Annotated in this window: 21 protein-coding genes; 3 read left to right on the forward strand and 18 right to left on the reverse strand. The window is 71.0% G+C overall.

Annotated features, from left to right (window positions below):
• Window positions 1–24: 24 nt before the first annotated feature.
• On the forward strand, window positions 25–453 hold the full coding sequence (locus tag H036_RS0102520) for a MarR family winged helix-turn-helix transcriptional regulator (protein WP_017933198.1): 429 nt from the start codon (window positions 25–27) through the stop codon (window positions 451–453).
• A gap of 62 nt (window positions 454–515) precedes the next feature.
• On the opposite strand, the gene H036_RS0102525 is transcribed toward H036_RS0102520, so the two are convergent.
• The 8 genes from H036_RS0102525 to H036_RS0102560 form a co-directional block, all read right to left on the reverse strand.
• Entirely contained in the window at window positions 516–845 is a 330-nt protein-coding gene (locus H036_RS0102525) for a histone-like nucleoid-structuring protein Lsr2 (RefSeq protein WP_017933199.1), read from the reverse strand.
• Between the two features lie 94 nt (window positions 846–939).
• Window positions 940–1,719, reverse strand: a complete 780-nt coding sequence (locus H036_RS0102530; RefSeq protein ID WP_017933200.1) for a type III pantothenate kinase — start codon at window positions 1,717–1,719, stop codon at window positions 940–942.
• A gap of 2 nt (window positions 1,720–1,721) precedes the next feature.
• Complete coding sequence (gene nadC / locus H036_RS0102535) at window positions 1,722–2,666, reverse strand: carboxylating nicotinate-nucleotide diphosphorylase (protein WP_017933201.1); 945 nt, start codon at window positions 2,664–2,666, stop codon at window positions 1,722–1,724.
• Window positions 2,663–4,318, reverse strand: coding sequence for an L-aspartate oxidase (locus tag H036_RS0102540; RefSeq protein WP_017933202.1), 1,656 nt, complete (start codon window positions 4,316–4,318; stop codon window positions 2,663–2,665). Before H036_RS0102540 ends, nadC begins: the two co-directional genes overlap by 4 nt.
• A gap of 22 nt (window positions 4,319–4,340) precedes the next feature.
• A complete protein-coding gene (gene panD / locus H036_RS0102545) occupies window positions 4,341–4,763 on the reverse strand; it encodes an aspartate 1-decarboxylase (protein ID WP_017933203.1) in 423 nt (140 codons plus the stop codon).
• Entirely contained in the window at window positions 4,760–5,668 is a 909-nt protein-coding gene (gene panC / locus H036_RS21585) for a pantoate--beta-alanine ligase (RefSeq protein ID WP_017933204.1), read from the reverse strand. Before panC ends, panD begins: the two co-directional genes overlap by 4 nt.
• On the reverse strand, window positions 5,665–6,690 hold the full coding sequence (locus H036_RS0102555) for a Rossmann-like and DUF2520 domain-containing protein (protein WP_017933205.1): 1,026 nt from the start codon (window positions 6,688–6,690) through the stop codon (window positions 5,665–5,667). The genes panC and H036_RS0102555 overlap by 4 nt, the downstream gene beginning before the upstream one ends.
• Before the next feature lie 177 nt (window positions 6,691–6,867).
• The gene (locus H036_RS0102560; protein WP_017933206.1) at window positions 6,868–8,100 is read right to left on the reverse strand and encodes a hypothetical protein; all 1,233 of its coding nucleotides are present in this window, start codon (window positions 8,098–8,100) and stop codon (window positions 6,868–6,870) included.
• Between the two features lie 102 nt (window positions 8,101–8,202).
• Here H036_RS0102560 and H036_RS21590 point away from each other — a divergent pair, with 102 nt between their 5' ends.
• Window positions 8,203–9,633, forward strand: coding sequence for a bifunctional cytidylyltransferase/SDR family oxidoreductase (locus tag H036_RS21590; RefSeq protein WP_017933207.1), 1,431 nt, complete (start codon window positions 8,203–8,205; stop codon window positions 9,631–9,633).
• Window positions 9,634–9,720: 87 nt separating this feature from the next.
• Here the strand turns inward: H036_RS21590 and H036_RS0102570 are convergent, their stop codons facing one another.
• A complete protein-coding gene (locus tag H036_RS0102570) occupies window positions 9,721–13,278 on the reverse strand; it encodes a bifunctional glycosyltransferase/CDP-glycerol:glycerophosphate glycerophosphotransferase (protein ID WP_157416946.1) in 3,558 nt (1,185 codons plus the stop codon).
• A 158-nt stretch (window positions 13,279–13,436) separates the two neighbouring features.
• Here H036_RS0102570 and H036_RS24165 point away from each other — a divergent pair, with 158 nt between their 5' ends.
• Window positions 13,437–16,541 carry a bifunctional glycosyltransferase/CDP-glycerol:glycerophosphate glycerophosphotransferase gene (locus tag H036_RS24165; protein WP_198289873.1) on the forward strand — a complete coding sequence of 1,035 codons (3,105 nt, stop codon included), beginning with the start codon at window positions 13,437–13,439 and terminating at the stop codon, window positions 16,539–16,541.
• A gap of 102 nt (window positions 16,542–16,643) precedes the next feature.
• On the opposite strand, the gene H036_RS0102580 is transcribed toward H036_RS24165, so the two are convergent.
• From H036_RS0102580 to folP, 9 genes are all read right to left on the reverse strand, one after another.
• Window positions 16,644–19,199 carry a bifunctional glycosyltransferase/CDP-glycerol:glycerophosphate glycerophosphotransferase gene (locus H036_RS0102580; protein WP_017933209.1) on the reverse strand — a complete coding sequence of 852 codons (2,556 nt, stop codon included), beginning with the start codon at window positions 19,197–19,199 and terminating at the stop codon, window positions 16,644–16,646.
• 27 nt (window positions 19,200–19,226) lie between these two features.
• Entirely contained in the window at window positions 19,227–21,272 is a 2,046-nt protein-coding gene (locus H036_RS21600) for an acyltransferase family protein (RefSeq protein WP_017933210.1), read from the reverse strand.
• A gap of 27 nt (window positions 21,273–21,299) precedes the next feature.
• Complete coding sequence (locus tag H036_RS21605; RefSeq protein WP_017933211.1) at window positions 21,300–22,268, reverse strand: hypothetical protein; 969 nt, start codon at window positions 22,266–22,268, stop codon at window positions 21,300–21,302.
• Between the two features lie 69 nt (window positions 22,269–22,337).
• Entirely contained in the window at window positions 22,338–23,315 is a 978-nt protein-coding gene (locus H036_RS0102595) for a hypothetical protein (protein ID WP_081615407.1), read from the reverse strand.
• 130 nt (window positions 23,316–23,445) lie between these two features.
• The gene (locus H036_RS0102600; RefSeq protein WP_026145728.1) at window positions 23,446–24,054 is read right to left on the reverse strand and encodes a hypothetical protein; all 609 of its coding nucleotides are present in this window, start codon (window positions 24,052–24,054) and stop codon (window positions 23,446–23,448) included.
• A gap of 10 nt (window positions 24,055–24,064) precedes the next feature.
• Complete coding sequence (locus tag H036_RS0102605; RefSeq protein ID WP_017933214.1) at window positions 24,065–24,535, reverse strand: DUF3180 domain-containing protein; 471 nt, start codon at window positions 24,533–24,535, stop codon at window positions 24,065–24,067.
• The gene (folK, locus tag H036_RS0102610; protein ID WP_017933215.1) at window positions 24,532–25,101 is read right to left on the reverse strand and encodes a 2-amino-4-hydroxy-6-hydroxymethyldihydropteridine diphosphokinase; all 570 of its coding nucleotides are present in this window, start codon (window positions 25,099–25,101) and stop codon (window positions 24,532–24,534) included. Before folK ends, H036_RS0102605 begins: the two co-directional genes overlap by 4 nt.
• Window positions 25,098–25,463: a dihydroneopterin aldolase gene (folB, locus tag H036_RS0102615; RefSeq protein ID WP_017933216.1), complete on the reverse strand. Its 366-nt coding sequence runs from the start codon at window positions 25,461–25,463 to the stop codon at window positions 25,098–25,100. Before folB ends, folK begins: the two co-directional genes overlap by 4 nt.
• Window positions 25,460–26,305, reverse strand: a complete 846-nt coding sequence (gene folP / locus H036_RS0102620) for a dihydropteroate synthase (RefSeq protein ID WP_017933217.1) — start codon at window positions 26,303–26,305, stop codon at window positions 25,460–25,462. Before folP ends, folB begins: the two co-directional genes overlap by 4 nt.
• Between the last annotated feature and the right edge of the window lie 125 nt (window positions 26,306–26,430).

Genomic DNA, 26,430 nt, shown 5'->3' on the forward strand with positions numbered 1-26,430 from the left:
TGTCAATTCAGTGAGACTTGCCGCATGGACCCACACCTCCTGCCCCGCGCGGACCGCGAGCTCTGGCGTGGCTTCCTGACCTGGTCCGGCGATGTCACCGCCGCGGTCGGCCGCGACCTGGCCACCCACTCCCGCCTCTCGGTGCAGGACATGGAGATCCTCGGTCGGCTCTGGGAACGCGACGGGCGACTGGACCAGCAGGAGCTGCAGTCGTGGCTGCGATGGTCCGCGTCGCGGCTCTCCCACCAGCTGACCCGGATGAGTGAGCGGGGCCTGCTGAGGCGCGAGACGGCGGGCAGCGGGCGGCGGATGGTCGTGAGCCTCACGCCGGCCGGGCTCGAGCAGACGACCGCGGCGATCCCCCACCTCGCCGACGCCGTACGCCGTCATTTCCTTGCCGACCTCAGCGAGGCGCAGAAGGCACTCCTACGCGCATTGGTCGCTCCGGAATAGCACAACGGCGGGCATGTCACACCATGACATGCCCGCCGTTATCTCTTGACTAGCGCGCTACTTCAGCGCGCGGCGTCGAACGCATTGCGGACCTCGGCCGGAATGCGGCCGCGCTCGGGCACCGTGAAGCCGTTGGAACGTGCCCACTCACGGACCTCCTTCGCGCTCACGCCACCGGCGTTCGCCACAACGGATCGACGTCCGCGACGCTGTCCGCCACTGAGCTTGCGGGCGTGACCGAGGAAGGGCGCAAACGCGTCGCGCAGCTTCTCGGCGTTGGCGTCGTTCAGATCGATCTCATAACTCGTGCCATCGAGCGCGAACGTGACCGTCTGCGTGGCCTCACCGCCGTCGATGTCGTCCTCGAGAACGATCTGCACCTTCTGCGCCATACGAATTTCCCTCCACGGAATCAAAACTCACCTGAAATGGCGCGACCATCAAACCACGCTCGTATGTGGAAATCCACGACCACCCCAACGGTAGTCAGGAATTACGGAGGAAAACCAGCTCCAGACCGAGGAGGGTGAGCCAGGGCGAGTTGTCGGTGAAACAACCGCATTCGCCGGTGACGATATCCGCGAGATAACCGGTGGAGATGACCCGCACCTCGGTCTCTTCGACCCCGAGGGCGGCGATCATCCGCGCCACGATCCCCTCGACCTGGGCGGCCATTCCGAAGACCATTCCGGACTGGACGGCCTCGACGGTGTTCTTCGCGATCACCGACCGCGGCCGGGCCAGCTCGACCTTGCGCAGCTGCGCACCGCGCCGTCCGAGTGCCTCCAGGGAGATCTGCAGGCCGGGCGCGATCGCGCCACCGACGTACTGACCCTGGGGTGAGACCACCTCGAAGGTGGTCGCGGTGCCCCCGAAATCGACCACGATCGCCGGCCCGCCGTAGATGGTCACCGCGGCCAGGGCGTTGGCGATCCGGTCGGTGCCGACCTCACGGGGGTTGTCCATCAGGATCGGTACGCCGGTGCGCACCCCCGGCTCGACCACGACCGAGCGCACGTCGGCGAAGTGGCGGCCGAGCATCTCGCGCCATTCGTGCAGCACCGCCGGGACCGTCGCACAGACGGCGATCCCGTCCACCTCCTCGAGCCGATCGCCGAGCAGCCCGCGCAGCAGCACCGGCCACTCGTCCGCGGTCCGACGCTCATCCGTCGCCACCCGCCACACCTGGAGCACCTCGCCCGCGCGGACCAGCCCCAGGGTGGTGTGCGAGTTGCCGATGCGGGCGCAGAGCAGCAGGTCGGTCATCGCTACCCCTCGACAGGCTCGGGGGACGCCTCGACAGGCTCGGGGGACGAGCTGCGCAGGTCCAGGCCGATGTCGAAGACGTGGACCGAGTGCGTCAGCGCTCCGACCGAGATCCAGTCCACGCCGGTCTCCGCGACCGCGCGGGCCCGTTCGAGCGTCAGCCCTCCGGACGCCTCCAGCACGGCCCGTCCGGCGGTCAGCACGACCGCCTCGCGCAGCGTCTCGGGGGCCATGTTGTCCAGCAGGATCCGGTCGCAGCCGAACTCCAGCAGCTCCCGCAGCTGGTCCAGCGAGTCGACCTCGACCTCGACCGGAAGGTCCGGGTACGCCGCGCGCACCGCCTGGTAGGCCGGCACCACTCCTCCGGCCGCCACCACGTGGTTGTCCTTGATCAGCGCCATGTCGGCCAGCGAGAACCGGTGGTTGTGCCCGCCACCGCAGCGAACGGCGTACTTCTGCAGCGCCCGGTAGGTCGGCAGCGTCTTACGCGTGTCGAGCACCTTGGCGCCGGTGCCCTCCAGCGCGTCGACCCAGCGCGCGGTGGCGGTGGCGATGCCGGACAGGTGGGTGGCGTAGTTGAGTGCCGTGCGCTCCGCTGTCAGCAGGCCCCTCGTCGGGCCGGCGACCGTCATGACCACGTCACCCGGCCGCACGCGAGTGCCGTCGTGGCTGCGATCGCGGACCACCACGTCGTCACCGAGGACGGCCCGGAAGACCAGCTCGGCGATGCCGAGGCCGGCCATGACGCCCTCCTCCCGAGCCGCGAAGACGCCGAGCCCGCGCGCGTCCGCAGCGATGGTCGCCGCCGAGGTGACGTCCACGTCGTGGGGCTCCGGCAGGTCCTCGTGCAGTGCGCGGATCACCTCGCGGTAGAGGTGCCACGGGTCGAGGCCGCTCGAGCGCAGCTCCTGGAGGAGCCCGGCGGGAAGGTCGTCGTACGGGGTCATCGGGGTCCGTCCGTCGCAGGTGAGGGTAGGAAGTCGAGGTCCACGGCGCCGTCGATTACGGCCGCGTCGCAATGTCCGGCCCACCGCGCATCGTCGCGGTCGGGGAAGTCCTCACGCCAGTGCGATCCGCGAGTCTCCTCGCGCAACAGCGCCGATCCACTCAGGGCGGCGGCGATGGTGACCAGGTTGGTCACCTCCCAGGCGTCGGGGCCGACCTCCTCGGTGGTGACCCCGGCGAGCTTGTCGAGCAGCTCGACCGCCTCGGCCAACCCGCTGGCCGAGCGGAGTACGCCGACGCGCGAGCTCATCGTCTCCTGCAGCTCCTTGCGGACACTGCCGCAGATCGCGCCCACCGGGCGACGATCCGGGGCCGGTGCGGCCAGCGGCCGCAGCTCGCCCGGCAGCACCTCAGCGATCCGGCGGGAGAAGACCAGACCCTCGAGAAGGGAGTTCGAGGCGAGCCGGTTGGCACCGTGCACGCCGCTGCAGGCGACCTCACCGGTGGCATACAGACCCGGGATGGATGAGCGGCCCCACAGGTCGGTCCGCACCCCGCCGGAGGCGTAGTGGCACGCCGGGGCGACCGGGATCAGGTCGGTCGCCGGATCGATGCCGTAGCGCTCACAGGAGGCCAGGATGTTGGGGAAGCGCCGCTCCCAGAACGCTCGGCCGAGGTGCCGTGCGTCGAGCCACATGTTCGGGTGGCCGGTCTCCAGCATCCGCTTCATGATCGCCTTGGAGACCACGTCGCGGGGCGCGAGGTCGGCGAGCTCGTGCACGCCCTCCATGAATCGCACACCGTCCCAGTCGACGAGGAACGCGCCCTCACCGCGAACGGCCTCGGAGATCAGCGGCTGCTGGCCGCGGGAGTCGGGCCCGAGATACATCACGGTCGGATGGAACTGGACGAACTCCAGGTCCCGGAGCCGTGCCCCGGCGCGCAGCGCCAGGCCCATCCCGTCGGCGGTCGAGACGGCCGGGTTGGTGGTCTGGGAGAACACCTGCCCCAGGCCACCGCTGGCCAGGATCACCGCCCGGGCGTGCACCAGGCCGACCCCGTCGCGCTCGCCCTCCCCCACCACGTGCACCGTCAGGCCGGCGACAGCGCCGTCCTCGGCCAGCAGCAGGTCGAGGACCATCGTGTGCTCGTAGACGATGATCTCGGGCGCGCGCCGTACGGCTTCGTTGAGAGCCCGCTGGATCTCGGCACCGGTGGCGTCGCCGTGGGCATGGGCGATCCGGTCCCGGTGGTGGCCGCCCTCGCGGGTCAGCGACAGGTTGCCGTCGGGGTCGTGGTCGAACTCGGTGCCCCATGCGATCAGCTCGCGGACCGCCCCGGCCCCCTCTCCCACGAGCACGCGTACGGCGTCGAGGTCGCACACGCCCGCGCCCGCCACCAGGGTGTCGTGCTCGTGCTGCTCGGGGGTGTCGCCCGGACCGAGGGCCGCGGCGATCCCGCCCTGGGCCCACTGGGTGGAGCCGTTGCCGACGATGTCCTTGGTGACGACCAGGATCCGGCCCACGCCGCCGTCACCACCGCGCAGCCGCAGCGCAGCGGTCAAGCCGGCGATGCCCGAGCCGACGATGACGACGTCGACCGTCTCGGACCAGCCGGGCTCGCCGGCGCTGAGCCGACCCGGGAGCGCATGCATGGGCCGCACGCTATACCGACCGTCAGCGACCGGGAGTGGCCAGGTCGCCACGCCTCTGGTCGGTGCCGGGGACCGGCTCGGCCGCGTCGTCGCCGAGCGCGACGATCCGGTTCGCTGCGTCGACGTGGACGACATGTGGACGCAGCGCGCGGGCCGCCTCGGTGGTCATCTGCTGGTAGGCGATCAGGATGGCCAGATCGCCGGGGTGGACCAGGTGCGCTGCGGCTCCGTTGATACCGAGCACGCCGGAGCCGCGCTCACCCGCGATGGTGTAGGTCTCCAGCCGGGCGCCGTTGGTGATGTCGACGATGGCCACCAGCTCACCCGGGAGGATGTCGGCGGCCTCGAGGAGGTCCTCGTCGACGGTCACCGAGCCGACGTAGTGCAGGTCGGCCTGGGTCACCGTGGCGCGGTGGATCTTGCCGGTCATCATCGTGCGCATCATGAGTCGGATCCCGATCCTGTCGTCGAGCCGATCGTCAGGCTCATGTTGTCGATCAGCCGAGTGCTGCCCACGCGGGCGGCGACCAGGATCCGGGCCTCGGTGCCCGCCGGGGGCGCCTCGGGCAGCTCACCGAGGTCGACCGCCGTGACGACCAGGTAGTCGATGTCCACGGACGTGGCGCGGCGCACCTCGGCGTGGGCGGCATCGAGGGCGGCACCCGCGCCGTACGCCGCTGCGTCCTGGGCGGCGAACAGCGCACGGGAGAGGTGCACTGCCTCCAGCCGCTCCTCGGGGCCGAGGTAGCGGTTGCGGCTGGAGAGGGCGAGCCCGTCGCGCTCGCGCCGGGTGGGAGCGCCGACGACATCGATCCCCAGGCACAGGTCCTCGACCATCCGCCGGATCAGGGCGAGCTGCTGGTAGTCCTTCTCGCCGAAGACGGCGACGTCGGGGCCGACGAGGCCGAAGAGCTTGGCCACCACGATCAGCATCCCGGCGAAGTGACCGGGACGGGTGCTGCCTTCGAGGATCGCGCCCAGCGGACCGGGATCGAGCGTGACCTGCGGCTGTCCCGATCCCTGCGCCCAGCCCGGGTAGACCTCCTCGACCGAGGGCGCGAAGACGATGTCGACATCCTCCTGCGCGGTGATCGCGAGGTCGGCCTCGAGAGTGCGCGGGTAGCGGTCGAGATCCTCGCCGGCACCGAACTGCAGCGGGTTGACGAAGATCGAGACGACCACCTTGCCGTCCGCGCCGACCTGCTCGCGGGCCATCCGCATCAGCGAGGCGTGGCCCTCGTGCAGCGCCCCCATCGTCGGGACGAGGCCGATCCGCTGCCCGGCTCGGCGCGCGTCGGAGAGCAGGGCCGCGAGCTCGGAGCGAGTCGAGGCCAGGACGGGTGCGGTCATCGGCGCAGCCCTGGCAGGCTGCCGGTGATCGCCCGGGTTGCGGGATGCGCTGCGGGCTCGGCAGGCTGGGCGGACTGGGCAGGCTGGGCGGCCTGGGCGACGGGTGCGGGCGGGGTGGCAGCAGAGCCGGGCGCCGTGGTCGCGACCGCGGGGTCGTAGCGGTCGAGCAACCGGCCGATCTTCTGCGCCCGCAGCGGCACCAGTCGACCGTCAGCGACCGCTCGGGCGAGGGTGGCGCGGGCCAGTGCGACGTAGGAGCCGAGCGTCTGCGGGGCGTTGGCGTCGATGTCGGCCAGGTGCGCGGCCACCGTGCCCGCGTCACCGCGCACGATCGGGCCGGTCAGTGCGGCGTCGCCCTGCTCCAGGGCATTGTCGAGGGCGGCGGTCAGCAGGGGGCGCAGCGTGCCGGCCGGGTCGGCCGCACCGGCGGCGGCGAGGATCTCCATCGCCTCGGTGACCAGGGTGACCAGGTGGTTCGCGCCGTGCGCGAGCCCGGCGTGGTAGAGCGTGCGCATCTCTTCGGGCACCCACATCGGGTGGCCGCCGAGGTCGAGCGCGAGTGCTTCGGCGACGGCGCGGTCGGGGCCGGTCGCGGTCAGCCCGAAGACACAGCCGGAGAGGCGGTCGAGGTCGACGGCGGTCCCGGTGAACGTCATTGCCGGATGCAGAGCGATCGGATGCGCGCCGACGGCCACGGCGGGCTCGAGGACCTCGAGACCATGGCGACCCGAGGTGTGCACGACGTACTGGACCTCGTGCAGCGCGCCCGCGTCGGCCAGCGTCCGGACGACGTTGCCGAGCATGTCGTCGGGCACGGTCAGCAGCAGGACGTCGCACGCGCGGGCGACGGCGGTCGGCTTCGCCACCGGCACGTCGGGAAGCAGGGCGGCGATCCGGCCGCGAGAGGCGTCCGACTCGCCTGCGACGGCCACGATCTCGTGACCGGCTGCGCGGAGGGCGGCTGCCAGGACGGCGCCGACGCGTCCAGCGCCGACGACGCCCACCCGGTAAGGGTGGAACATGCGGTGACCTTTCGTTCCAGTCCCGCCGACCACCTCCCACGCGGGAGGCCGGAACGGGTACCAGACGGTGTGTTCACAACAGAAGCACTGCCAACCGTACGTCGGCCTCCCGGGGCGGCGGAATGGCTTCGCCTATGGCCTGGCTCACACTGGTCCGGCGTGCCCGACGACGCCAGGTCAGTCCTTGACGCGCGTACGACGAGCCCGCTGACCGACCCGCTTGCGCAACTCGGCGGTCAGCTCGCGCCAGCTGAGTCCCTCGAGCACCTCGGCGCGGCTCGGGCCCGGGGCAGGAGCAGGAGCAGGCTTCGGCTCGCCGAAGTTCCAGGACCGGCGGCTGGCCTGGGAGAGCACGCCGGCGATCGCCTGCGCGGCGGCCTCGATCGGCACGTCGGTGACCTCGGTGTGCGCAGGCTCGTCCTCCCCGCGCAGTCGCGGCGTACGGGCGAGCATGTCCAGGTCGCCCACGACCCGGACACCACTGCCGGCGATCTCGCGGACATGCCGGGCCATGTCGTCGACCACCGTCTCCAGCGCCCAGGCAGGCAGCGCGAGTCGCTGCTCGTCCGCCGCCGGCTTGCGGGCCTGCAGCATCCGCAACGCGGCGCCGTTGGCGAGATAGCGCTGGTAGTTCGGCCAGGCCACGTCGTGCTCGCGCAGCACCATGTTGGTCTGACGCAGCATCTCCAGCTCCGGGACGGAGAGGCTGCGGTTGGAGCGGGACAGACCGCCTGACTCGAGGAAGCCGACGGGCAGGCCGAGCATCCGCTCGAAGACCTCGAACACGAAGCCGTGGTCGGCCGGGTCGAGCACCACCACCGTGACGTTCTCCGGGCCTGCGGCCTCGGCCCATCGGCGAACGAGCATGCCCTGGTCGTGCCGGACATGCACCCGGTCGACAACCTCCTGCGGGCGCGGACGCTGGAGCACGCGTTGCAGCCACTCGTCGAAGACCCCGACGTTGCCCGCCTTGTTGTACTCCTGCCAGATCGAGGGCAGCATCGAGCCGTAGTCGCGCAGCGTGATCACCACGTGGGTCCGCTCCCCGATCGCATCCACGAAGCGCTTGGCCATCGCATCGTCGGATCCTGCGGCGTACTCGTGCCCCATCAGGATCCGGCGTTCGTGGTCCGCCTCGACCTCCGCCATCAGCGCGTCCCACTTCGCGCGGTCCGGCGCGGGGTTGGACCCTGGAGCGCCTACCCAACCGATCGGGCGGCCGACGAAGGAGGCGACCTCGTGCCGGTGCGCACGCCGGGGACCGGGATAGCGCACGCCGTGCGCCAGCAGCTGCTCGCGGTGGTCGGCGGCAGCGGCTTGAAGGGTCGTGGAGGCGGTCTTGGGCGGCCCGATGTGGAACAGGCGAGCCCGCGACGGCAGCAACAGGTTGTCAGAGAGATTGCGGCTCATCGGGGTCGACCCTAGCCATGATTCCTGTGAAGTGCCCGCGAAGGCCTGTGTGGGAAACTTGCCCGCGGTCTCGGACGACGGGGCCCGACCATGAGGAGTGAGATGTCGAAGCTGCGCAACGTGGCCGTGCTGCTGGCCGGAGGTGTCGGCACCCGCGTCGGCCTCGACCTGCCCAAGCAGCTGATCAAGGTCGCGGGCATGCCGATCATGGAGCACACCCTCGGCATCCTGGACGCACACCCCGAGGTCGACGAGATCATCATCATGATGGCGCCGGGCCACCTCGACGCGGTGCACGCGATGACGCGCAGCGGCCGCTACCCCAAGGTCACCAAGATCCTCGAGGGCGCCGGAACCCGCAACGACACCACCCAGGCCGCGCTCGCGGCGCTGGGACCGATCTCCGGGGGGGAGGAGGACTGTAACGTCCTGCTCCACGACGCGGTCCGCCCGCTGCTGAGCAACCGGATCGTCAGCGACTGCTTCCAGGCACTGGAGACCTACCAGGCCGTCGACGTGGCCATCCCGAGCGCCGACACGATCATCGAGCTCGCCGACGACAACACCATCGCCGAGATCCCGGACCGCTCCCGGCTGCGCCGCGGCCAGACGCCGCAGGCCTTCCTCGCCTCGGTGCTCAAGGCGGCCTACGACAACGCCAACCAGGACCCCGACTTCAAGGCCACCGACGACTGCTCGGTGGTGCTGCGCTACCTGCCCGGCGTCAAGATCTGGGTCGTCCCCGGCGACGAGCAGAACATGAAGGTCACCGAGCCGATCGACGTCTACCTCGCCGACAAGCTGTTCCAGCTCAACGCGCACCAGCCGCTGCCGGACAACACCGAGGACGACTACCGCGCCGCACTGGCCGGCAAGACGATCGTCATCTTCGGCGGCTCCTACGGCATCGGCGCCGACATCGCCCGGCTCGCGCAGGAGTACGGCGCGAACGTCGCCTCCTACTCCCGCTCGGCGACGGGGACCGACGTCGCCCGTCGCGCCGACATCGCGGCAGCGGCCGCCGACGCCCTGGAACGCTTCGGCCGGATCGACTTCGTGGTCAACACCGCCGGCGTGCTGCCGATCGCCGACCTGGTGGACACCTCGGAGGAGACGATCTGGTCGGCGACCGAGATCAACTACATCGCCCCGATCCTGATCGCCCAGGAGTTCCACCCGCACCTCAAGGCGACCCAGGGCTCACTGCTTCTGTTCACGTCCTCGTCCTACACCCGCGGACGCAAGGGCTACAGCCTCTACTCCTCGGCCAAGGCCGGGACGGTCAACCTGACCCAGGCGCTGGCCGACGAGTGGGCCGAGGACGGCGTCCGGATCAACGTGGTCAACCCGGAGCGGACCGGCACCCCGATGCGCACCAAGGCCTTCGGCGACGAGCCGGCCGACTCACTGCTGCAGTCCGAGGCAGTCGCGCTGGCCTCCCTGGACACGCTGATCGGCAAGGGCACCGGCCACGTGGTGGACCTGCGCCGGCTCGACCCGATCGCCGCAGCGCTGGCCAGCGGGCTCGAATAGGGGATTTTGCAGGCTCGAATCGGGACTTTCGCAGCCCTCACGGCCGCAAAGATCACGACTCGAGCCTGCAAAAGGCACGACTCGACGTCAGTCGGTGAAGAAAGCCTCCACGACGCGCGCGGCGGCCCGCCCATCGGCCTTGTAGTTGTACTTCGCGTTGAAGGCGGCGATCCGAGGAGTCCACTCGCGGGCCAGCGCGTCGAGGTCGGCGAGCGCGTGGATCACCTGGTCGGCGGTGTCGAGCAGCGGGCCGGGGGCGGTGTCACGGTAGTCGTAGAGGAAGCCGCGGATGCCGCCCGTGTAGTCGGCCAGGTCGGGCACGAGGAACACCATCGGGCGGCCGGTCAGGGCGAAGTCGAAGCGCAGCGAGCTGTAGTCGAGGACGGCCGCGTCGGAGGCGACGATCAGGTCGTTGATCTCCGGGTAGCTCGTGACATCGATCAGGCGAGCGCCCTCGGAGCGCTTCAGCACCGCCGCGTGGAAGCGGTGGCCGCGCATCAGCACCACATAGTCATCGCCCAGCCGCCGCGAGGCCTCCGCGACGTCGAGGTGGTGCACCGCCTCGGCCTCACGCCAGTTCGTGGCCTGGTCGTCGCGCCACGTCGGCGCGTAGAGGATCACCTTCTGGTCGGGCCGGATGCCGAGCCGTTCGCGTGTCGCCTGCCGCCGGAGAGCAGCACCAGCGTCGACGATCGCGTCGTCGCGTGGATAGCCGTCGGAGTGGATCGGGCCGTCGTAGCGGTACTCGGTGCGGTAGTGCACGTCCATCTCCGGGGCCGGCGTGAGGATCAGCGTCCAGTCCCGCGAGGTGCGGTCGAGCTCGAGCTGGATGCGGCGCTCGGTGAAGCCCTTCGCCGTCCACATCCGCACCCCCATCGACTTGGCCGGATAGCCGTGGAACGTCTGCAGCATCTTCTGCCCCGGCCGCGCCCTGAACCAGCGGTCGGGGTCGACATTCATGCACAGGTACTTCGCGGTGGTCATCGCCCGGTAGTACGCACGCGAGAACAACACCACCGGGACGCCACCCTCCGGCACCCACGACGAGGAGTCGAAGACGCCCCAGTAGATGGTCAGCTCGGGCCGGGTACGGCGCAGCTCCTCGTGCAGCGCGAGCTGGGAGTCGGTGGCCGAGGCCCCGGCGTAGGCCTGGAAGTAGACGGCGTTCTCGTCGAGGGGACCGGGCCCGTCGGCGCCCACCCCGGCCGCCCAGTCCTGGAGGCGACCCTGGTTGAACGGCCCACGCTCGTCAGCGCCGAGCGGGCGGATCAGCCAGATCCCGGGCTCCCCGGAGCGGACGCTGGTCAGGTAGCGGAAGCCGCCCCACACGCCCTGCTGGTCGAAGACGGCGATGAGACGCTCGCCGTACACGACGTGGCCGGCGCCACCGTCGACCGTCGCCTCGAGGGTGTAGTAGCCCTGCGGGATCGCGCGCTCGCCCAGCCGCCACTCATCCCACCGCGTACTGATCCGGGCGGTGACCTCGCTGGCATCGCCCTCGAGCAGAGCGCTGGGGCTGACCCGCTCGCCGGCCAGCGTGATCGTGGCTGCCGTAGGAGTCGCCCCGAGCCAGCGGCCGCGCACGGCGATGGCGCCATCGACGAGCTGCAGCTCGTCGAGCACCACGGTGCGGGCGGCCTCGACCACGTTGACCCCGCCGTCGAAGCTGCGGCCCAGAGCGATCGCGCCCTGCCCCGTCGCCGCCCACTCCTCGGCGGCGGTCCAGGCGATGCCGACCTGTCCGGTGGCGGTCTCGGCGACCAGCTTCCAGCGCAGGTGCTCCTTGCCCTCCCACGGCGCAGGTACGTCGAGGGTGAAGCTCCCGTCGGCCGCCACGTCGGCACGGCCCGAGATGCCACCCATCTCGACGCGGACGCCCTTGGCCGGCGCACCCGCGAGCAGGCCGGAGACCCGGCGCCCGGATACCTCGGCTGCCACCAGCCGGACGACGTACTCGGGCCTGGCGACCACCGCGAAGAGGCTGGCGTCACGGCCGACCACGCCGATGCGGGCGGTGCCGTGCCTGCCGGCCACCTGGCGCAGCGGGAGGTGCGGGGTGCCGACCAGGTCGGCGATGTCGCGGTCGTCGATCCGGGTCACCGGGCCGACGCGCGTCAGCCCCTGGGTCTCGAGCGACACCTCGAGGGTCCAGGAGACGCCGCCCTCCTCGGTGCCCCGATCGGCCAGGTCCGCGGCGTCGACGCTCACCGTGAAGGTGCCGAGCGAGACGTCCTGGTAGCGACGGCCGTCGAGCCGGCTGTCGACCGAGCGGTCCTGGTACTGCCGGACCGGCAGCTCGATACGCCCACGCGCGCTGCTCAGCTCGACGCTCACCTGCGGGGGCTCGGGCAGGTCGACGAAGTCGGGGTAGGCGAGCAGGTCGATCTCGATCGTGGCCGGGTCGGCCCAACGGGCCGCGCGCACCTCCACGACCAAGGGCGTCTCCGTGTCGGGCATGACGTAGCAGTCGTCGGGGACGCCGATCTCGGGGTCGCCGCGGTAGGGCAGGTCCGCGACCACGACCCCGTCGGTGACGCTGGTACGCCGCTCGCCGCGCTGGAAGAGCCGGCCCACCACCATCTGCTCCAGCTCGGGGCGCAGTCCCTGCCGGACCAGCCAGAGCTTGACCTTGGACTCGGCCTGGAGGGTCTGCCACATCGCGTCGCCGGCGAGGTCGAGGAGCAGGTCGACGTTGTCGCGCAGTCGCGCCCACTGCTCGTCGGTGGCGCGCTCGGCGTCATCGACGAACGGGATGATCGCGGTGTCCAGCACGCCCCACAGCCAGGCGTCGGTGACCGCCTGGCGCCCGAGGCGCTCCAGCTGCTCCTGGGTGGCACGGTGCTCGGTGAGCCAAGACTCGAGGGTGCCGAGGATGTCGAGCGCGCTGCCGACGGCGATGCCGTCGCGCCGATCGGTCGGGATGTAGACGTCCTCCGCCATCAGGTCGAAGGTGCCGGCTGCATAGGAGGCCAGAGCGACGTCGGTACCGGAGGGACGGCGCGGGTCGAAGCGGATGCCGCTGGACTCCCAGAAGCTCCGGCGCCACATCCGGTTGCCCAGGCCGAGGTCGGTCGCGGCAATCGGCGCATCGGCGAGCGTCACCGCCGTACGGTGCACCTGGTGCGCGGCGCCGAAGGGCGAGTCGACCACCGGCAGCGGTGTCTGCGGGGTGCGCATCCGCCCCACCGCAAGGCCCGAGCCGCTCGACTCCAGGCACCGGACCAGCCGGGCGAGGCCGTGCGGCGGCACGTTGTCGCCGCCCTTGGGGAAGATCACGTAGTCGCCCTTGGCCGCGGACGCGCCTCGGTTGCGCGCGCTGGAGGCATCGGCGGAGACGGTGCGCGAGAGAATGATCCGCCAGTCGGCGTCGGCGTGCTCGGCGGCGACGGCCCCGACCGCCTCATGCCTGCCCCACGGCTGCAACCGGACCTCGAGATTGCGGTGGGACTGGTTGCGCAGGTCCCACAGCATCGGGCCGATCTTGGTGGTGTCCTCGTCGCTGATCGCGAGCACCACCGTGACCAGGGGTCCCCGGAAGCCACCGCGGAACCGCCGGGAGGCTCGGCCGATCGGTCCCTTGATGCTGCGCGGAGAGGCCTTTCCGGCGTCGCGCAGGGCTTGGATCACTCGCTGCCGCGAACGCACGTGCAAGGACTCCTTCGTCGTGGCCAAGAACGTGGCCGATGCTACCTGCGGCCGCCCTCTAAGATCGCCTCGTGGCCCGGCTGAAGAATCGACTCGGTGCACTCGGAGCTCGACTGAGCGATCGCCTGGGAGGCAACCGCACTCCTCCCGAGCCCGTCTTGTCGATCGTCGTCCCCGTCTACAACGTGGCGGCGTTCCTGCCCGCGTGCCTAGACTCCCTGCTCGGCCAGTCCCTGGCCGAGGTTGAGGTGATCTGCGTCGACGACGGGTCGACCGACGACTCGCTCCGGATCCTGCAGGAGTACGCCGCCCGCGACCCACGGGTGCAGGTGCTGCAGCAGGCCAATGCCGGCCAGGGCGCCGCCCGCAACACCGCGATGCCGCTGGTGCGCGGGGAGTTCCTGACCTTCGCGGACAGCGATGACGAGGTGCCGTCCGACGCCTACCAGGTGATGGTCGAGACGCTGCGGCGGACCGGGTCGGACTGGGTGCTGGGCGGCGCGCAGCGCTACACCCACGGGCAGATGCTGGAGGTGGTGCGCGGCGCGGCGGTGCACGATCGCGACCGGCTCGGGGTCCGGCTCGACGACTTCCCCATCGCGATCCAGGACATCATCCCGGGCAACCGGCTGTTCCGGACGGCGTTCTACCGAGAGCAGGTGCCGGCGTACCGGACCGACGTGAAGTACGAGGACCAGGTGCCCTGCCTGGCGGCGTTCGTCCGCGGTCGCTTCGACGTGCTGGAGCGGGTGACGTATCTGTGGCGCATCCGCGAGGACGCCAGCTCGACCACCCAGCAGAAGACCACGCTGCGCAACCTGCTCGACCAGGTCGCGGTGATGCGGGAGGCACGCGAGCTGATGCGCGCCGACGCCTCGCCCATCGGCTACGACGCCTGGGTCGGTCGGATGATCGGGGTCGACCTCAACGGCTTCGTGCAGCCGGCGCTGGGCGCCGACGAGGAGTTCCGCGACGTGCTGCGTGCGGCATACCGGGAGGTGCTGCCGGAGGCGACGCCCCACGCGCTCGCTCACGCGAGCGTCTCCTCGAAGGTACGTGCCGCCCTGATCGGTGCTGACGAGGCCGACTGGGACGGCGTGCGCTCGTTCGAGGAGTACGCCCAGGTGCACGGCCGGGTGCCGCCCACCCGGGTGGTCGACGGACGCGTCCTGGCCGACCCGGGCCGCGAGGAGCCCTGGCCGCGTGTCCCGGAGTCGATGTGGGAGCTCGGGGCCTACGAGACGCCGCTGCGCGCTGCCGTGCACGACGTCGCCGTCTCCGGTCAGGATCTGGTCGTGCGCGGGTACGCCGGAACGGGCGCGATCGACTCGCTCACCTATCCGCCTCTCGTCCATGCATGGCTCGGCGACGTGGCGCTCACCGTCGACCTCCGCCGGGACGCGAACGCGGACCTGTGGGCGAAGGACCTCAACGCGAGCTTCGCGAACGGGGCCTTCGCCGCACGGGTGCCACTGGCTTCCCTGGCGCCCGGCACGTCGGTGCTGCGGCTGCGGGTCGAGCAGGCCGGACTGGTCCGCGAAGGCACCGTGCATGAGGTCGCGGAGCACTCCGGGGCCGCACAGCTCACGCCGCTCGGTGCCGGCGGACGGGTGGTGACACCGGTACTCGGGGACCACGGGTTCGCGGTCTCCGTCGCCCCAGGCGACGCGCCGGGACCCGCGGGTGGCGCGCAGCTGTGGATCACCTCGCTGGCCGTGCGGGACCGAGTGCCGGATGCCGTCACCGGCACCATCGAGATCGGGGTGCGGTTCTCCGGACTCACGACCGAGGAGGTCACCCGCGCCGAGCTCGGCACGCGCGACGTGGTGGTCGCGCGGGCCACGTCGTTCACCACCGTCGACGAGGGATCCGGCATGCTCCGCTTCCCCACCCGGACCAGCCGCCCCGGCGCGCCTTCGGTCGCGCTGGAGCAGCGCGCCGGCGGACTCTGGGTGCCGCGTGCGGGCCAGTCGCCGGTCGCCGCAAGACCCGCTCCCGAGCTGCAGGCTGACTTGCCGCTGCTCGCCACCGGCGCTGACCTGCGGCTGCACCTTCGCCGCCGGCCGACCGGCCAGGCCCAGCTGGTCCCCCGCGGTCCGCTGCGGCTCGAGGAGGTGACCCGCTTCGGCCGGGGTCGGCTGCGGGCGGCGTACTTGTCGGCGGAGGGGGTCGCCCCCGACGTGCCGTCACCCTCGGTGCTGTTCTGGAGCGACGAGGGCCACCGGGCCGGCGACGCGCTCGCCGCGGTCGACGCCCGGCTCGCGCAGTCCCGGCCCGACGTGGCCCGGCTCTGGGCTGTGCAGGGCCACGACGTTGTCGTCCCGGACGGTGCCGTCCCACTCGTGATCGACTCCCCCGACTGGTACGACGCCCTACGCTCGGTGCCGGTCCTGGTGGCAGACGCGGCGCTGCCGGAGTGGTTCGTCAAGCGTCCGCACCAGCGACTGATCCACGTCGCCCCGGGCTGGCCGGTGGTCTCGATCGGGGCCGCGCACGCTGTGGAGCGCGGCCTTGCGGTCGGACTCGCTGCGCTGCTCTCCGACCAAGTGCAGGCCTGGGACCTCCTGGTCGCACCCGGCAAGGAGGCCGCCGAGACGTACCGGCGCGAGACGGGATACGCGGGTGAGGTGCTGCTGGCCGCCCCCCAGACCGACGCACTGCTCGCCCACCAGGACGGCCTGCGGGCCAAGGTCCGCAGCGAGCTCGGTCTCGCCCCCGATGCTCAGGTGGTGCTCTACGCACCGACCTACCGCGACTCGCGATCAAGCCGGGTCGAGGCCGCCCCGATGTACGACGGCCTGGATCTCGCGGTGCTCGCCGAGAGACTCGGACCCGGCTACACCGTCATGGTGCACGCCCACCGGCACGACGCCCGGGCCGCGGAGAGACGGGCACGGAGCGCATCTGTCATCGACGTCAGCGTCTATCCACGAGCCTCCGAGCTGCTGCTGGCCGCCGACGCCGCGGTGCTCGACTACGGCGCCGAGCGGATCGACTGGGCACTGACCGGCAAGCCGGCCGTCTTCCTGACGCGCGATCGCGACGCCTACTTCGCCGTACGCGCGCCGCTGCTCGACTACGACGCCACCCTGTGCGGCCCGACCGCCGGCTCGACGCAGGAGGTAGCGGAGCTGTTCGCCGACCTGCCCGCACTGGCCCAGACCTGCCGGCCGCTGGCGGCGCGTGTCGTCGAGCGGTTCCACGGCGAGAGCGACGGGCGGGGTGCGGCACAGGTGGTGGCGGGGATCGTGAGCTGGCTCTGACCCCTCGGGGTCGGATCCTTGCACCGCCTCAGCGCCGGTGCCGTGCCCGATCGCCAACGCGACGGAAGTCCGGTGCTGGTGCAGCACGCAGTCCGAGCGGCCTCAGCCGTGGATCGGCGTCACCGCATCGGTGACCGGTCGCGCCGAGGCCAGGATCGCCTGGGTGACCCGCTCGCAGCAGCCGCCGTCTCGGACGGGGAACGTCGCCGCGTTGCGGGCGGCGTACTCCGGCGCGGGGTCGACCCCGGCATCGAGCTGGGCCACTGCCGCCGCCACCGCCTGCTCCGGCGAGACGACGACCGGGCCGAACCCGTCGCGCTCGTAGTCGAAGTACCCACGATCGCCAACATGGTCGCCGGAGAGCACCCGCTCTGCGTCGAACTGGTAGTAGAGCACCGGGCGGTCGATGTAGGCGGCGTTGAACGCCATCGAGGAGTAGTCGGTGACCAGCAGGGCCGAGCGCGCGACCAGGCGCCGCACGTCGGTGCCCTCGAAGCGCAGCGCCTCGACGTGGTCCGGGAGCGAGAGCAGGGGCAGTGCCTGCTGCAGGTTGGGATGCGGCAGGAAGCCGATCCGCAGACCGTGTCGCCGACACGCCGCGGCCAGCTCGGGCGAGCTCAGGAAGTCCGTCCAGCGGCGCACGAACTCCGAGTCCAGGAAGCCCGCCTCGACACCCTCACGACGCTGATGCTCCGTCGCCTGCGGCGGGATCAACCAGAATCGCCAGGTCGGCGCGACCAGCACCAGGTCACGCTGCGCCGTCTCACGCCCGACCGCGAGCAGCCGGTCGAAGCGCGGCAACCCGGTCATGACGGCCTCGAGCGAGGTGTAGGTGTAGCCGGTGTGGTCGCCGACGATCGACTCGTGCTCGGCCGGCGTACTGGTGACGAAGACGTCCAGCGGGCGCCGGTTGAGCCAGCCGGACAGGTCGTCCTTGATGACGCCGTGCTGCAGGAAGGTGGTCCGCCACCCCGGCGCAGCGAAGGCCAGCGTCGGCGGACGCGAGACGGCCGTGTCGGGATGGCTGCTGACCAGGTGCTTCGCGTTGAGCATGAGCAGCTTCCACTCTTCGCTGCCGAAGGCGACCAGCCGGTCCTTGTGGCTACGGCGCAGGCGCTCCCAGTCGGCTGTGCCCTGCTCCAGCACGAACCAGGCATTGATATCCGGATGGTTCGCCCGCAGATGGTGGAACAGGTGCTCCGCGGAGTCGTCGGCGTCGTGGATGCGATCGATGAGGACCCAGGCGTCGGCGTACTTTCGGGCCTTGCGGCCGCGCGCCGCCTCCAGCAGCCGAGCCTCGGCGGGCGTGGCCGCCCGCTCCGGGCCCGGGAGCACCGGCGAGGGCGTCGGCTCGAGCATCCGCTGCAGCTGCAGCGGGCGCACCGTCGGGTGGGTACGCCGCCGGGGCTCGGGCAGGATCTGCACGTCCCGCCCCTCGAGCTGGAGCCGCGCCGAGACGTTCGTCGGCACCCACAGGAGTCGCTCGTGGACGCGGACCTGGTCGTGGGAGACGTGGTCGCGGATCTTGGCGTACCGCGGCCGCACCTCGGCGCCGCCGACCAGTAGCCGCTCGCTGGGCGCCGCACCCGTGTAGAGATAGGAGAGCCGCATCAGCTTGCGGTCGCGATCGACCTTGTCGATCACGGCCTCGGTCGCGTGCCATGGCTGATCGTCGTAGCCGTGCAGGAGCAGCGCGCGGTTGTGCGGCTTGAGCTGCCGCCAGGCGAAGCCGTCGATCACGTCGTCGGGGAGCAGGGCCACGATCTGCGCCAGGATCCGATGGAACTCCTCGGCCACCTCGCCCTTGGCAGCGGTGCGGCCGTCGCGGGCGTCGTGCAACGACAGGTACCAGGAGAGCTCGTAGACGATCAGTCCAGCCAGCCAGCGCGGTACGCCGCCGCTCGCCGCTGCGCGCTGCAGCGCGTCGAGGTGGCCGTAGCGCAGCGCGTCGGTGTAGCGACGCGGATCGCGCAGGCTCTTCTGCATCGTCGATGAGCCGTCGTCGCGCTTTCGGTAGAGATAGTGCGCCGAGCGGACGAACCCGACACGCGGCTGCGGCAGGTCGAGCAGGTAGAGCGCGGTGAAGTGGCCGTCCTCGAAGTTGGGCCGGATCCGGGTGTCGAAGCGCAGGCCCAGCTCGTCCAGCCGGGAGCGCCGGAAGAAGCCCGCGTGGGCGCTGCCGAAGAAGTAGTCGCCGAAGACGCTGAGGTCGCGGAGGGTGTCGCCGTCGTTGAACCTGGCGCGCAACGGATGGGTGTTGCTCAGCTCGCTTGTGGCGTCGTTGAGCATCCAGAACGCGGCGGCCGCGACGTCGGTGTCCGGATGCTGCTCGAGGAACGCCGCCATCGTCGCGAAGTAGCGCTCATCGAGGCGGTCATCGGGGTCGGTGAAGGTGACCCAGTCGCCGCTCGCGTGGTCGAGGCCGAGGTTGCGGGCCGAGGCCTGGCCGCCGTTCTCCTTGGCCAGCACCACGACCTCGAAGCTGCCCTCGGCCGCCCAGCGCCGCAATCGGGCCAGCGAGCCGTCCGTCGAGCCGTCGTCGACGGCGACGACCTGGATCCGCTCGTGCGGGTAGGTCTGTGCCTCGAGCGAGTCGATGAACTCCTCGAGATACCGCTCCACGTCGTAGACAGCGGTCACGAGCGAGAAGGTGATCACCGCCGCAGGCTACCGGTGGAGTGCTGCCTAGGCATGCCGGAGGGCGGCGCTGAGTGCAGGCGCCAGATAGGGCGCGAGCGTCTGTGCATAGGTCGCAGTGAGGTGCGAGCCGTCGACGTAGACGAGCACTCCGCCCACCACTGCCTCGCATCGCTTCTCTCCGCAGATGTGATCGTTGAGGTCGAGCACCCGCACGTTGGTCAGGTCGGCTGCGGCCGCCACGACCGGGTCGGTCGGAACCCAAGCCGACCGGTCGGCGCCACAGTGTTTCCACTCGTGCAGGTGAAGGGCCACACAGTTCGGGATCGAGATCCGGCCGCCGTCCTTCGGCGCTGGAGTGTCCCTGAGTGCGACCACTGGAATGCGGTGCCATCGTGCGAGGATCCGGTGCAGCCCTGCGGCATACAGCGGCTGGCTCTCTGCAACGGTATGCCCGACAGCCGGAGACGAGACCCGGTTGGCGAAGACGACGGCGTCCGGCGCATCCGCCTCGACCTTCGCCGCGGTGCTCGTCGCCCATCGCCGACACGCCTCGGCAGCGCCCGCGCCTGGGAACTCCTGAAGCAGATCGGCCATGGAGCAGCCTTCGGCGAGATAGGTCGTGATGTGCCAGCCTCGCTGGCCGGCGAGGCGCTGCAGCGCGGGCAGCCACTGGCCTGCATGCGAGTTGCCGACCAGCGCGACGGTGATGCCGCTGTCTCGACGACCGAAGTCGCATACCCGCATGACGAACGTCGGATAGCTTGCCCAGCAGTCAGATCCCGCCGTCTTCGTGTACGCGTCCTGCTCCTTGGCAGCCAGCGCTGGTGCTGGCACCGGGTCTGCAGAGGACGGCGGGCAGGCGCGACCGGGGTCCAACGCCTGGGCACCGAAGCATCGGTCGTGCCCCGTGAGCGCCGCAGCGAGCCGGGCCGCCTCGACGTCCTGGCGGTGGCCGACCTCAGCGGTCAACGCGGCGGTGAGGGCGACCACCACCGTCATGGCGGCCGCGCCCAGTGCGTAGGTGCGCCGCGTGCGCAAGGTCCACGCCCGCCCTCGGAAGGGATCCTCGACCAGACGTTTGGTCGCCGCGGCCAGAATCAGCGTCAGGATGACGATGACCACGTCGTCGACACGGCCCCGAGCCGCGCCGAGTGCGGCGGGCAGCAGCACGATCAGCGGCCAGTGCCAGAGGTAGACCGCATACGAGACGTCCCCGAGCCAACGCATCGGGCGCAACGCGAGCAGACGCACAGGCGACCACCCCATCAGGTCGGCGTCGGCGGCGATCACGACAACGGTCGCCAGCACCGGCACCGCCGCCCGCCAGCCCGGGAAGGGCGTGGCGGCGTCGAAGGTCGTAGCGACGAGGGCCAGGACCGCAAGGCCGCCGAACACCATGCCTCGGCGCCACCCCATCGGCAACCGGGGCGAAGCGAGTCTGGTCTGACCCAGCGCCAGCAGACCACCGGCACCAAGTTCCCAGACACGGGTGGTGGTGACGAAATACGCCGCCGCGGGGTTCGAGGCAGTCAAGTGGATCGACCAGCCGAACGACGCGGCCACCACGAGCCCAAGGCCGAAAGCGAGCACCGTTCCGGAGCGCCGCACGCGGAGCCCCAGCCAGCCCAGCACCAGAATCAGCACCGGCCAACCGAGGTAGAACTGTTCCTCCAATGACAGCGACCAGAAGTGTTGCACCGGCGAGGCGGCGTTCGCGGCGGCGAGATAGTCGACGGCATCGTGAGCCAATCGCCAGTTCACCGAATAGAGCGCCGCGGCCTTGACCTGTGCGGCAGTGTCGGCCCAGCGTGTCTCGGGCAGAAACAGCCGGGAGGCGACGAGAGTGACTGCCAGCACCAGCAACGACGCGGGCAGAAGACGCCGGATCCGGCGCCCTAAGAACGCGATCAGGTCACCGGTCCGGCGTGGTGGGCGGGCGAGGAGGTGGCTGGTGATGAGGAAGCCCGAGATGACGAAGAAGACGTCGACGCCCACGAATCCACCGCTGAGTCGCTGAGGCAGCAGATGGTAGAGGACCACGATGCCGACAGCGATCGCGCGCAGACCTTGGATGTCGGCACGCGGATTCATCGGTCGATAGTCTGCCAGCAGGGCCCGTTATCCCGCGATCGGCACAGACGCGAGTGCCGCCAGATTCCCAAGCACGCGGGCGCCCGACGCGGCGATCGCGGCGGCGCTCGCGGCCGCCCGCTCGTCGGCCCTAGCCCTCGCCGGCTCGCCCAGGGCGAGCCGGCGGGCGTCGGGGGCCGCGTCGAGCTGCCGCAGCTGATGGCACAGTCGCCAGGCCAGCCGCACGGTGTCGCTGCGACTGGCCCCGGCCCGGGCGGTGATCGTGTGCCACTCCCGCACCAGTTCAAGCTCTGGCACGGTCAAGGAACGGTTGGCCCGGTCGGCGCCCATCCGAGCGGCGAGGGTACCCGCCCGCAGCGCCAGCAGCTGCTCGAAGGATCGGGCCAAGAACTCGGGATCGCGACGGTCGACGACCACCACGGTGAGATTCTCCTGACCGACGAGGGCGCCCCAGCGGCGGACCTGCTCGTCGTGACTGTGCCGCTTCCAGAACATCCTGACGGTGCGGTCGTCGGTGTCGCCTGACAGGACTGCCTCGGCCCATTCCTCGAACGGCATGGCGCACAACCCCCGCTGGACGAACTGGCTGTACTGGCTGGGGATCAGCTCGGCGACCGGACGGGCGCTGACCACCACGTGCAGCCTGGTGCCGTCGGCGGTGAGGTCGCTGACGACCCGGCGGGCACGACCGTCGCCGGCATTGGCGAAGGTCTCCTTGCTGAAGACCCGGCGCGGCACCGAAGCGTCGATCAGGTCGGCGCGGATCGCGGCCCACGCGGCGCGGGCCGCCTCGACTCCGTGCATGAGGTTAAGCCCGAGGGCGTGGCGAGCGCCCTCGGCATCTCCGCTCCCCCGACCGGCCAGCCGGACGCCCTGCTGCAGCAGATCGGTACGCGCGAGCCGCAGCGCGTGCTGAAGAGCCGAGGTGCCGGTCTTGTGCGGGCCGATGTGGAGAACGGCCGAACCGGCGGGAACGGGAGCGACGACACCAAGCACGTCCGGGACGTTAGGAGGCCGCTCTACGACCGGGCTGGCCCTTACCTGGCAGGCCACTGTGACCTGCTGTCAGCGCGGCACCACCGGTACGGCGGAGAGCGCGGCGAGGTCGCCGATCACATGAGCGCCCGAAGCTGCGATCGCATCGGCACTCGAGGCCGCGCGCTCGTTGGCCCGCTCCACCGCCGAGCCCGACAGGGTCAGCCGCGGATCGGACGGCTCGGGGTTCGAGCGACGCAGGTGGTAGCACAACCGCCAGGTGAGCCGCACGACCTTGCCGTGCTCCGCACCGGTCTCGGCGATGATCTCGTGCCACTCGCGGACCAGTTCGATCTCGGCCAGTGTCAAGGATCGATTGGTGCGGTCGTGCTCGATCAGGTCGGCCAGCGTGCCCGGTCGCACGGCAAGCAGCCGTTCGAACGAGCGAGCGAGGAAGAGCGGGTCGGTGCGGTCGGCCACGATCACCGTCACGTTGTCATGTCCGACCAGCTCACCCCAGCGACGCACCTGCTCGTGATGACTGTGGCGCCTCCAGAACATCCGGACGCTGCGGTCCTCGCTGTCACCAGAGAGAACCGCTTCCACCCACTGGTCGAACGGCGCGCGGGTGGTGCCGCGCTGCACGAACTGGCTGTACTGACTCGGGATCAACTCCGCGAGCTGCCGAGCTGAGATCACCACATGCAACGGCCGGGCGGCGTGATCGAGCTCCTCGACCACAGCGCGGGCGCGTTTGTCGGAAGCGCTGGCGAAGGTCTCGCGGCTGAAGACGCGCCTCGGGACGGAGGTGTCAGCCAGGTCGGCCTTGATCCTCTCCCAGACCTGCCGGCCGAACTCCTCGCCGAGGGTGGGCCGCATTCCGAGGGCGTAGCGGACACCGTCACCGTCTCCATCGCCCGTCCCCGGACCGGCGAGCAGGACACCCTGCGCCAGCAGGTCGGCCCGTGCCCGACGCTGCGCAAGCTGGAGCGCAGAGGTCCCCGTCTTGTGAGGGCCTATATGGAGCAGTGTGGAGCCGGCGGCGATCGCTGGGACGGGGTCGGACACGTCCGGAGCCTAGGTACGGCGACTGGGCCGAACCTGTCACCAACCTGTCCGCAGCCTGTATGCAACCTTTCAGCAACCCAAGGTTGCGTACGGCCGATACGCCCCGTCAGGGGCCTGGCCAGGCGTCCGCTCAGGCGGCGTTGATGGCCTTCTTCGCCGCGGCCTGGGCGGCGGTCAGCTCGGCGCGGACCACGTCGAGCTCCTGCTCCAGCTCGGCCACCCGGACGATCGCGTCCGCGGCCCGGCTCTCGGCGTCGGCGACCCGCTGGCGCAGCGAGGTCGACTCGACCTGGGCCTCGGCTGCCTTGCGGGACTCCTCGGCGCGGGACCGGATCGCCTCGGCGGCGCGCTGGTGCGCGGCGGCCAGGGCGGCCTCGAGCTCAGCGACGGTCTTTGCCCGAGCGGCCCGGTCCTGCTCGACCTTGGCGGTGATGTCCTCGGTGAAGGAGCGGTTCTCGGCGATCCGCTCCTCGGTGAGCGCGGCGTACGCCTTCGCCTGGGTGGCCCGGTCGCGGTTGGCCTCGCGACGGGAGACGAGCACCTCGGTGTGGGTGATCTTGGTGGCGACCGCGCCGAGGACCACCGCCGCGATGCCGGCGACGGCGTCGAGCGGCGCGGAGCCGACAGCAACCGCTGCCACGACCAGCGCGGCCGCTGCGACGAGCAGCACCACGGCAACGGTCAGACGGGCGCTGCGCTGGCGCCGTCGTGTGACGGAAGTTGCTGCTGGGGAAGTCATGGACTTCACGTTACGCGCCTGCGTCGTCGTCGCGGACCCGACACGCGCGCTCGAGCAGAACACCTCCGACACAGATCGCCACCCCGAGCACGGCTGCGATCGCCGAGCGCAGCACGCGCTGCCCCGCGAGCGGATCTTCGGCCATGCCGAGCCAGCTCACCGCGTAGCCGGCGTACCCGCCCGCGAGCAGCGCCCCGACAAGGGCGCAGGCGCGGCCGAGAACGAGCCGGTTGACCGCCCGATGCGGCTCCAGCGGCCGGCTCCGGCCCTGCACCGAGCGCCAGGTGGCCCAGGCCGTCCCGGCGACGATGAGGGCCACGAGCAGCAGCGCCAGCGGTTGCAGCCAGGTGACCACCGGCGCGGTACCTCGCCAGGACTCGGAGACCCGGTGCAGCAGCCACCCGCAGACCAGGCCGACGACAGCCCAGCCGGTGAGGGCCCCGCCCGAGATCGGCCGGAGCCGCTCCCGGGGCTCGCTCACTCGACCTCGAGGACCAGGTCGTCGCGACGCGCGACGCCGACCTCGCCGGTCTTCTCCAGCAGGGCGGTGATGGGGCCGTGGCCGGGGAGTTCGGCACCCGGCTCGATGTCGACCCATGGCCGCAGCACGAAGGCGCGCTCGTGCGCCCGCGGGTGGGGCAGCATCAGGGCCGGGTCCTCGCTGATCCGGTCACCCACGAGGATCACGTCCACGTCGAGGGTGCGCGGTGCGTTCGTGACATCGGAGCGCTCGCGGGCATAGGCGTCCTCGATGGCCAGCGCGCGATCCAGGACACGGACGGCCGAGAGCGTGGTGTCGGCCAGCACGACGGCATTGAGGAACTCCTCGGCGTCATCGGGGCTGTCGACCGGGTCGGTCTCGTAGACGGGCGAGACAGCGGTGACCCACACGTCCGGGGTGTCGACCAGTGCGGCGACGGCACCTTGGAGGTTGGCCAGCCGGTCGCCGAGGTTGGAGCCGATGGAGAGCACGATCCGTCGGATCGGACGCATCTCGCCGGTCAGGGTGTCGGCGTCGACGATGTGGGGGTTGGGTACCTCGGTCACGCATCTGCCCTTCTGGTGATCGTCAGCGCGACGTCCGAGAACGTCGCGTCGATAGGAGCGTCCGGCTTGTGGACCGTGACACGCACCCATTCAACACGGGCATCCAAGAGGCAGACGTCCGCGATCCGCTGGGCGAGGGTCTCGATCAGGTCGACCGGGTCGCGCTCCACCTGTGCTTTGACCTGCGCAACGAGACTCCCGTAGTCCACGGTGTCTTGCAAGTCGTCCGAGGCCGCCGCCGGGGCGGTGTCCAGCCCGAGCGTGAGGTCGATGAGGAACACCTGACCCTCGCGCCGCTCGAACTCGAAGACGCCGTGATGGCCGAAGCACTCGATGCCCGTGATCGCCAGCTCATCGGTCACTGCTGGTCCCGCCTCTCCAGATCGTCCAGTCGCTGCGCCGCCGCGAGGACGTCGCGGGTCGCTCGTACGTCGTGCACCCGCGTGCACCACACCCCTGCCCGGGCCAGGTGAACGGTGATCGCGGCATGCGCGCTCTCCCGCTCGCCGACCGGTCTCGGCCGTCCGTCGCCGTCGGCCAGCAGCAGGCCCAGGAACGCCTTGCGGCTGGCCCCGACCAGGATCGGTCGACCGAGGTCGGCGACCCGGTCCAGCCCGCGCAGCAGCTCCCAGTTCTGGTCCGCCGTCTTGGAGAAGCCGAGCCCCGGGTCCAGAACGATGCGCCCCTCGGGGATGCCGGCCGCCAGGCCCGCGTCGAGGCGGGCCTCCAGCTCTGCACGGACGGACGCGACGACGCCGTCGGCGTACTCGGTGAAGCGCTGCATGGTGGCGCCGTGCGCCCGCCAGTGCATGGCCACGTAGGCGGCCTCGGAATCGGCGACCACCTCGAGGATGCGCGGGTCGGCGAGGCCGCCGGAGACGTCGTTGACGATCCGGGCTCCCGCGGCCACCGCGGCTTCGGCAACCTCGGCGCGCATGGTGTCCACCGAGATCACCGCGCCCGCACCGACCAGCTCCTCGATGACCGGGATGACCCGCGCCAGCTCGTCACCGACCAGCGGCCGGGTTGCCCCGGGTCGGGTCGACTCGCCGCCGATGTCGAGGATGTCGGCGCCGTCGGCGAGGAGCTCGTGGCCGTGCGACACCGCGTCGTCGGTCGCGAGGAAGCGGCCACCGTCGCTGAAGGAGTCGGGGGTGACGTTGACGATCCCCATCACCCGGGGACGCCCGATCGGCGCGAACACGCCCCGAACCTACCGGAGTTCGCTTTGCTCCTCCTCACCGCGAGGAACCGGGGACGCGTTCGCTCCGCGAGCGGCTCTTCGGCGCGCGTCCGCCTGAGCGAACATTCGCGTAAGTTTCGTCACAG

The organism is Nocardioides sp. Iso805N, from assembly GCF_000364605.1.
In the GTDB taxonomy this organism is placed as follows: domain Bacteria; phylum Actinomycetota; class Actinomycetes; order Propionibacteriales; family Nocardioidaceae; genus Nocardioides.

What these genes read in the sequence shown, in the direction of transcription:
- H036_RS0102600 (WP_026145728.1), bottom strand. Translation starts at nt 24,054, where the DNA reads ATGACTTCCCCAGCAGCAACTTCCGTCACACGACGGCGCCAGCGCAGC.
- panC (WP_017933204.1), bottom strand. Translation starts at nt 5,668, where the DNA reads ATGACCGCACCCGTCCTGGCCTCGACTCGCTCCGAGCTCGCGGCCCTG.
- H036_RS21590 (WP_017933207.1), top strand. Translation starts at nt 8,203, where the DNA reads ATGTCGAAGCTGCGCAACGTGGCCGTGCTGCTGGCCGGAGGTGTCGGC.
- H036_RS21600 (WP_017933210.1), bottom strand. Translation starts at nt 21,272, where the DNA reads ATGAATCCGCGTGCCGACATCCAAGGTCTGCGCGCGATCGCTGTCGGC.
- H036_RS0102525 (WP_017933199.1), bottom strand. Translation starts at nt 845, where the DNA reads ATGGCGCAGAAGGTGCAGATCGTTCTCGAGGACGACATCGACGGCGGT.
- H036_RS0102560 (WP_017933206.1), bottom strand. Translation starts at nt 8,100, where the DNA reads ATGAGCCGCAATCTCTCTGACAACCTGTTGCTGCCGTCGCGGGCTCGC.
- H036_RS0102555 (WP_017933205.1), bottom strand. Translation starts at nt 6,690, where the DNA reads ATGTTCCACCCTTACCGGGTGGGCGTCGTCGGCGCTGGACGCGTCGGC.
- nadC (WP_017933201.1), bottom strand. Translation starts at nt 2,666, where the DNA reads ATGACCCCGTACGACGACCTTCCCGCCGGGCTCCTCCAGGAGCTGCGC.
- panD (WP_017933203.1), bottom strand. Translation starts at nt 4,763, where the DNA reads ATGATGCGCACGATGATGACCGGCAAGATCCACCGCGCCACGGTGACC.
- H036_RS0102540 (WP_017933202.1), bottom strand. Translation starts at nt 4,318, where the DNA reads ATGCATGCGCTCCCGGGTCGGCTCAGCGCCGGCGAGCCCGGCTGGTCC.
- H036_RS0102530 (WP_017933200.1), bottom strand. Translation starts at nt 1,719, where the DNA reads ATGACCGACCTGCTGCTCTGCGCCCGCATCGGCAACTCGCACACCACC.
- H036_RS0102520 (WP_017933198.1), top strand. Translation starts at nt 25, where the DNA reads ATGGACCCACACCTCCTGCCCCGCGCGGACCGCGAGCTCTGGCGTGGC.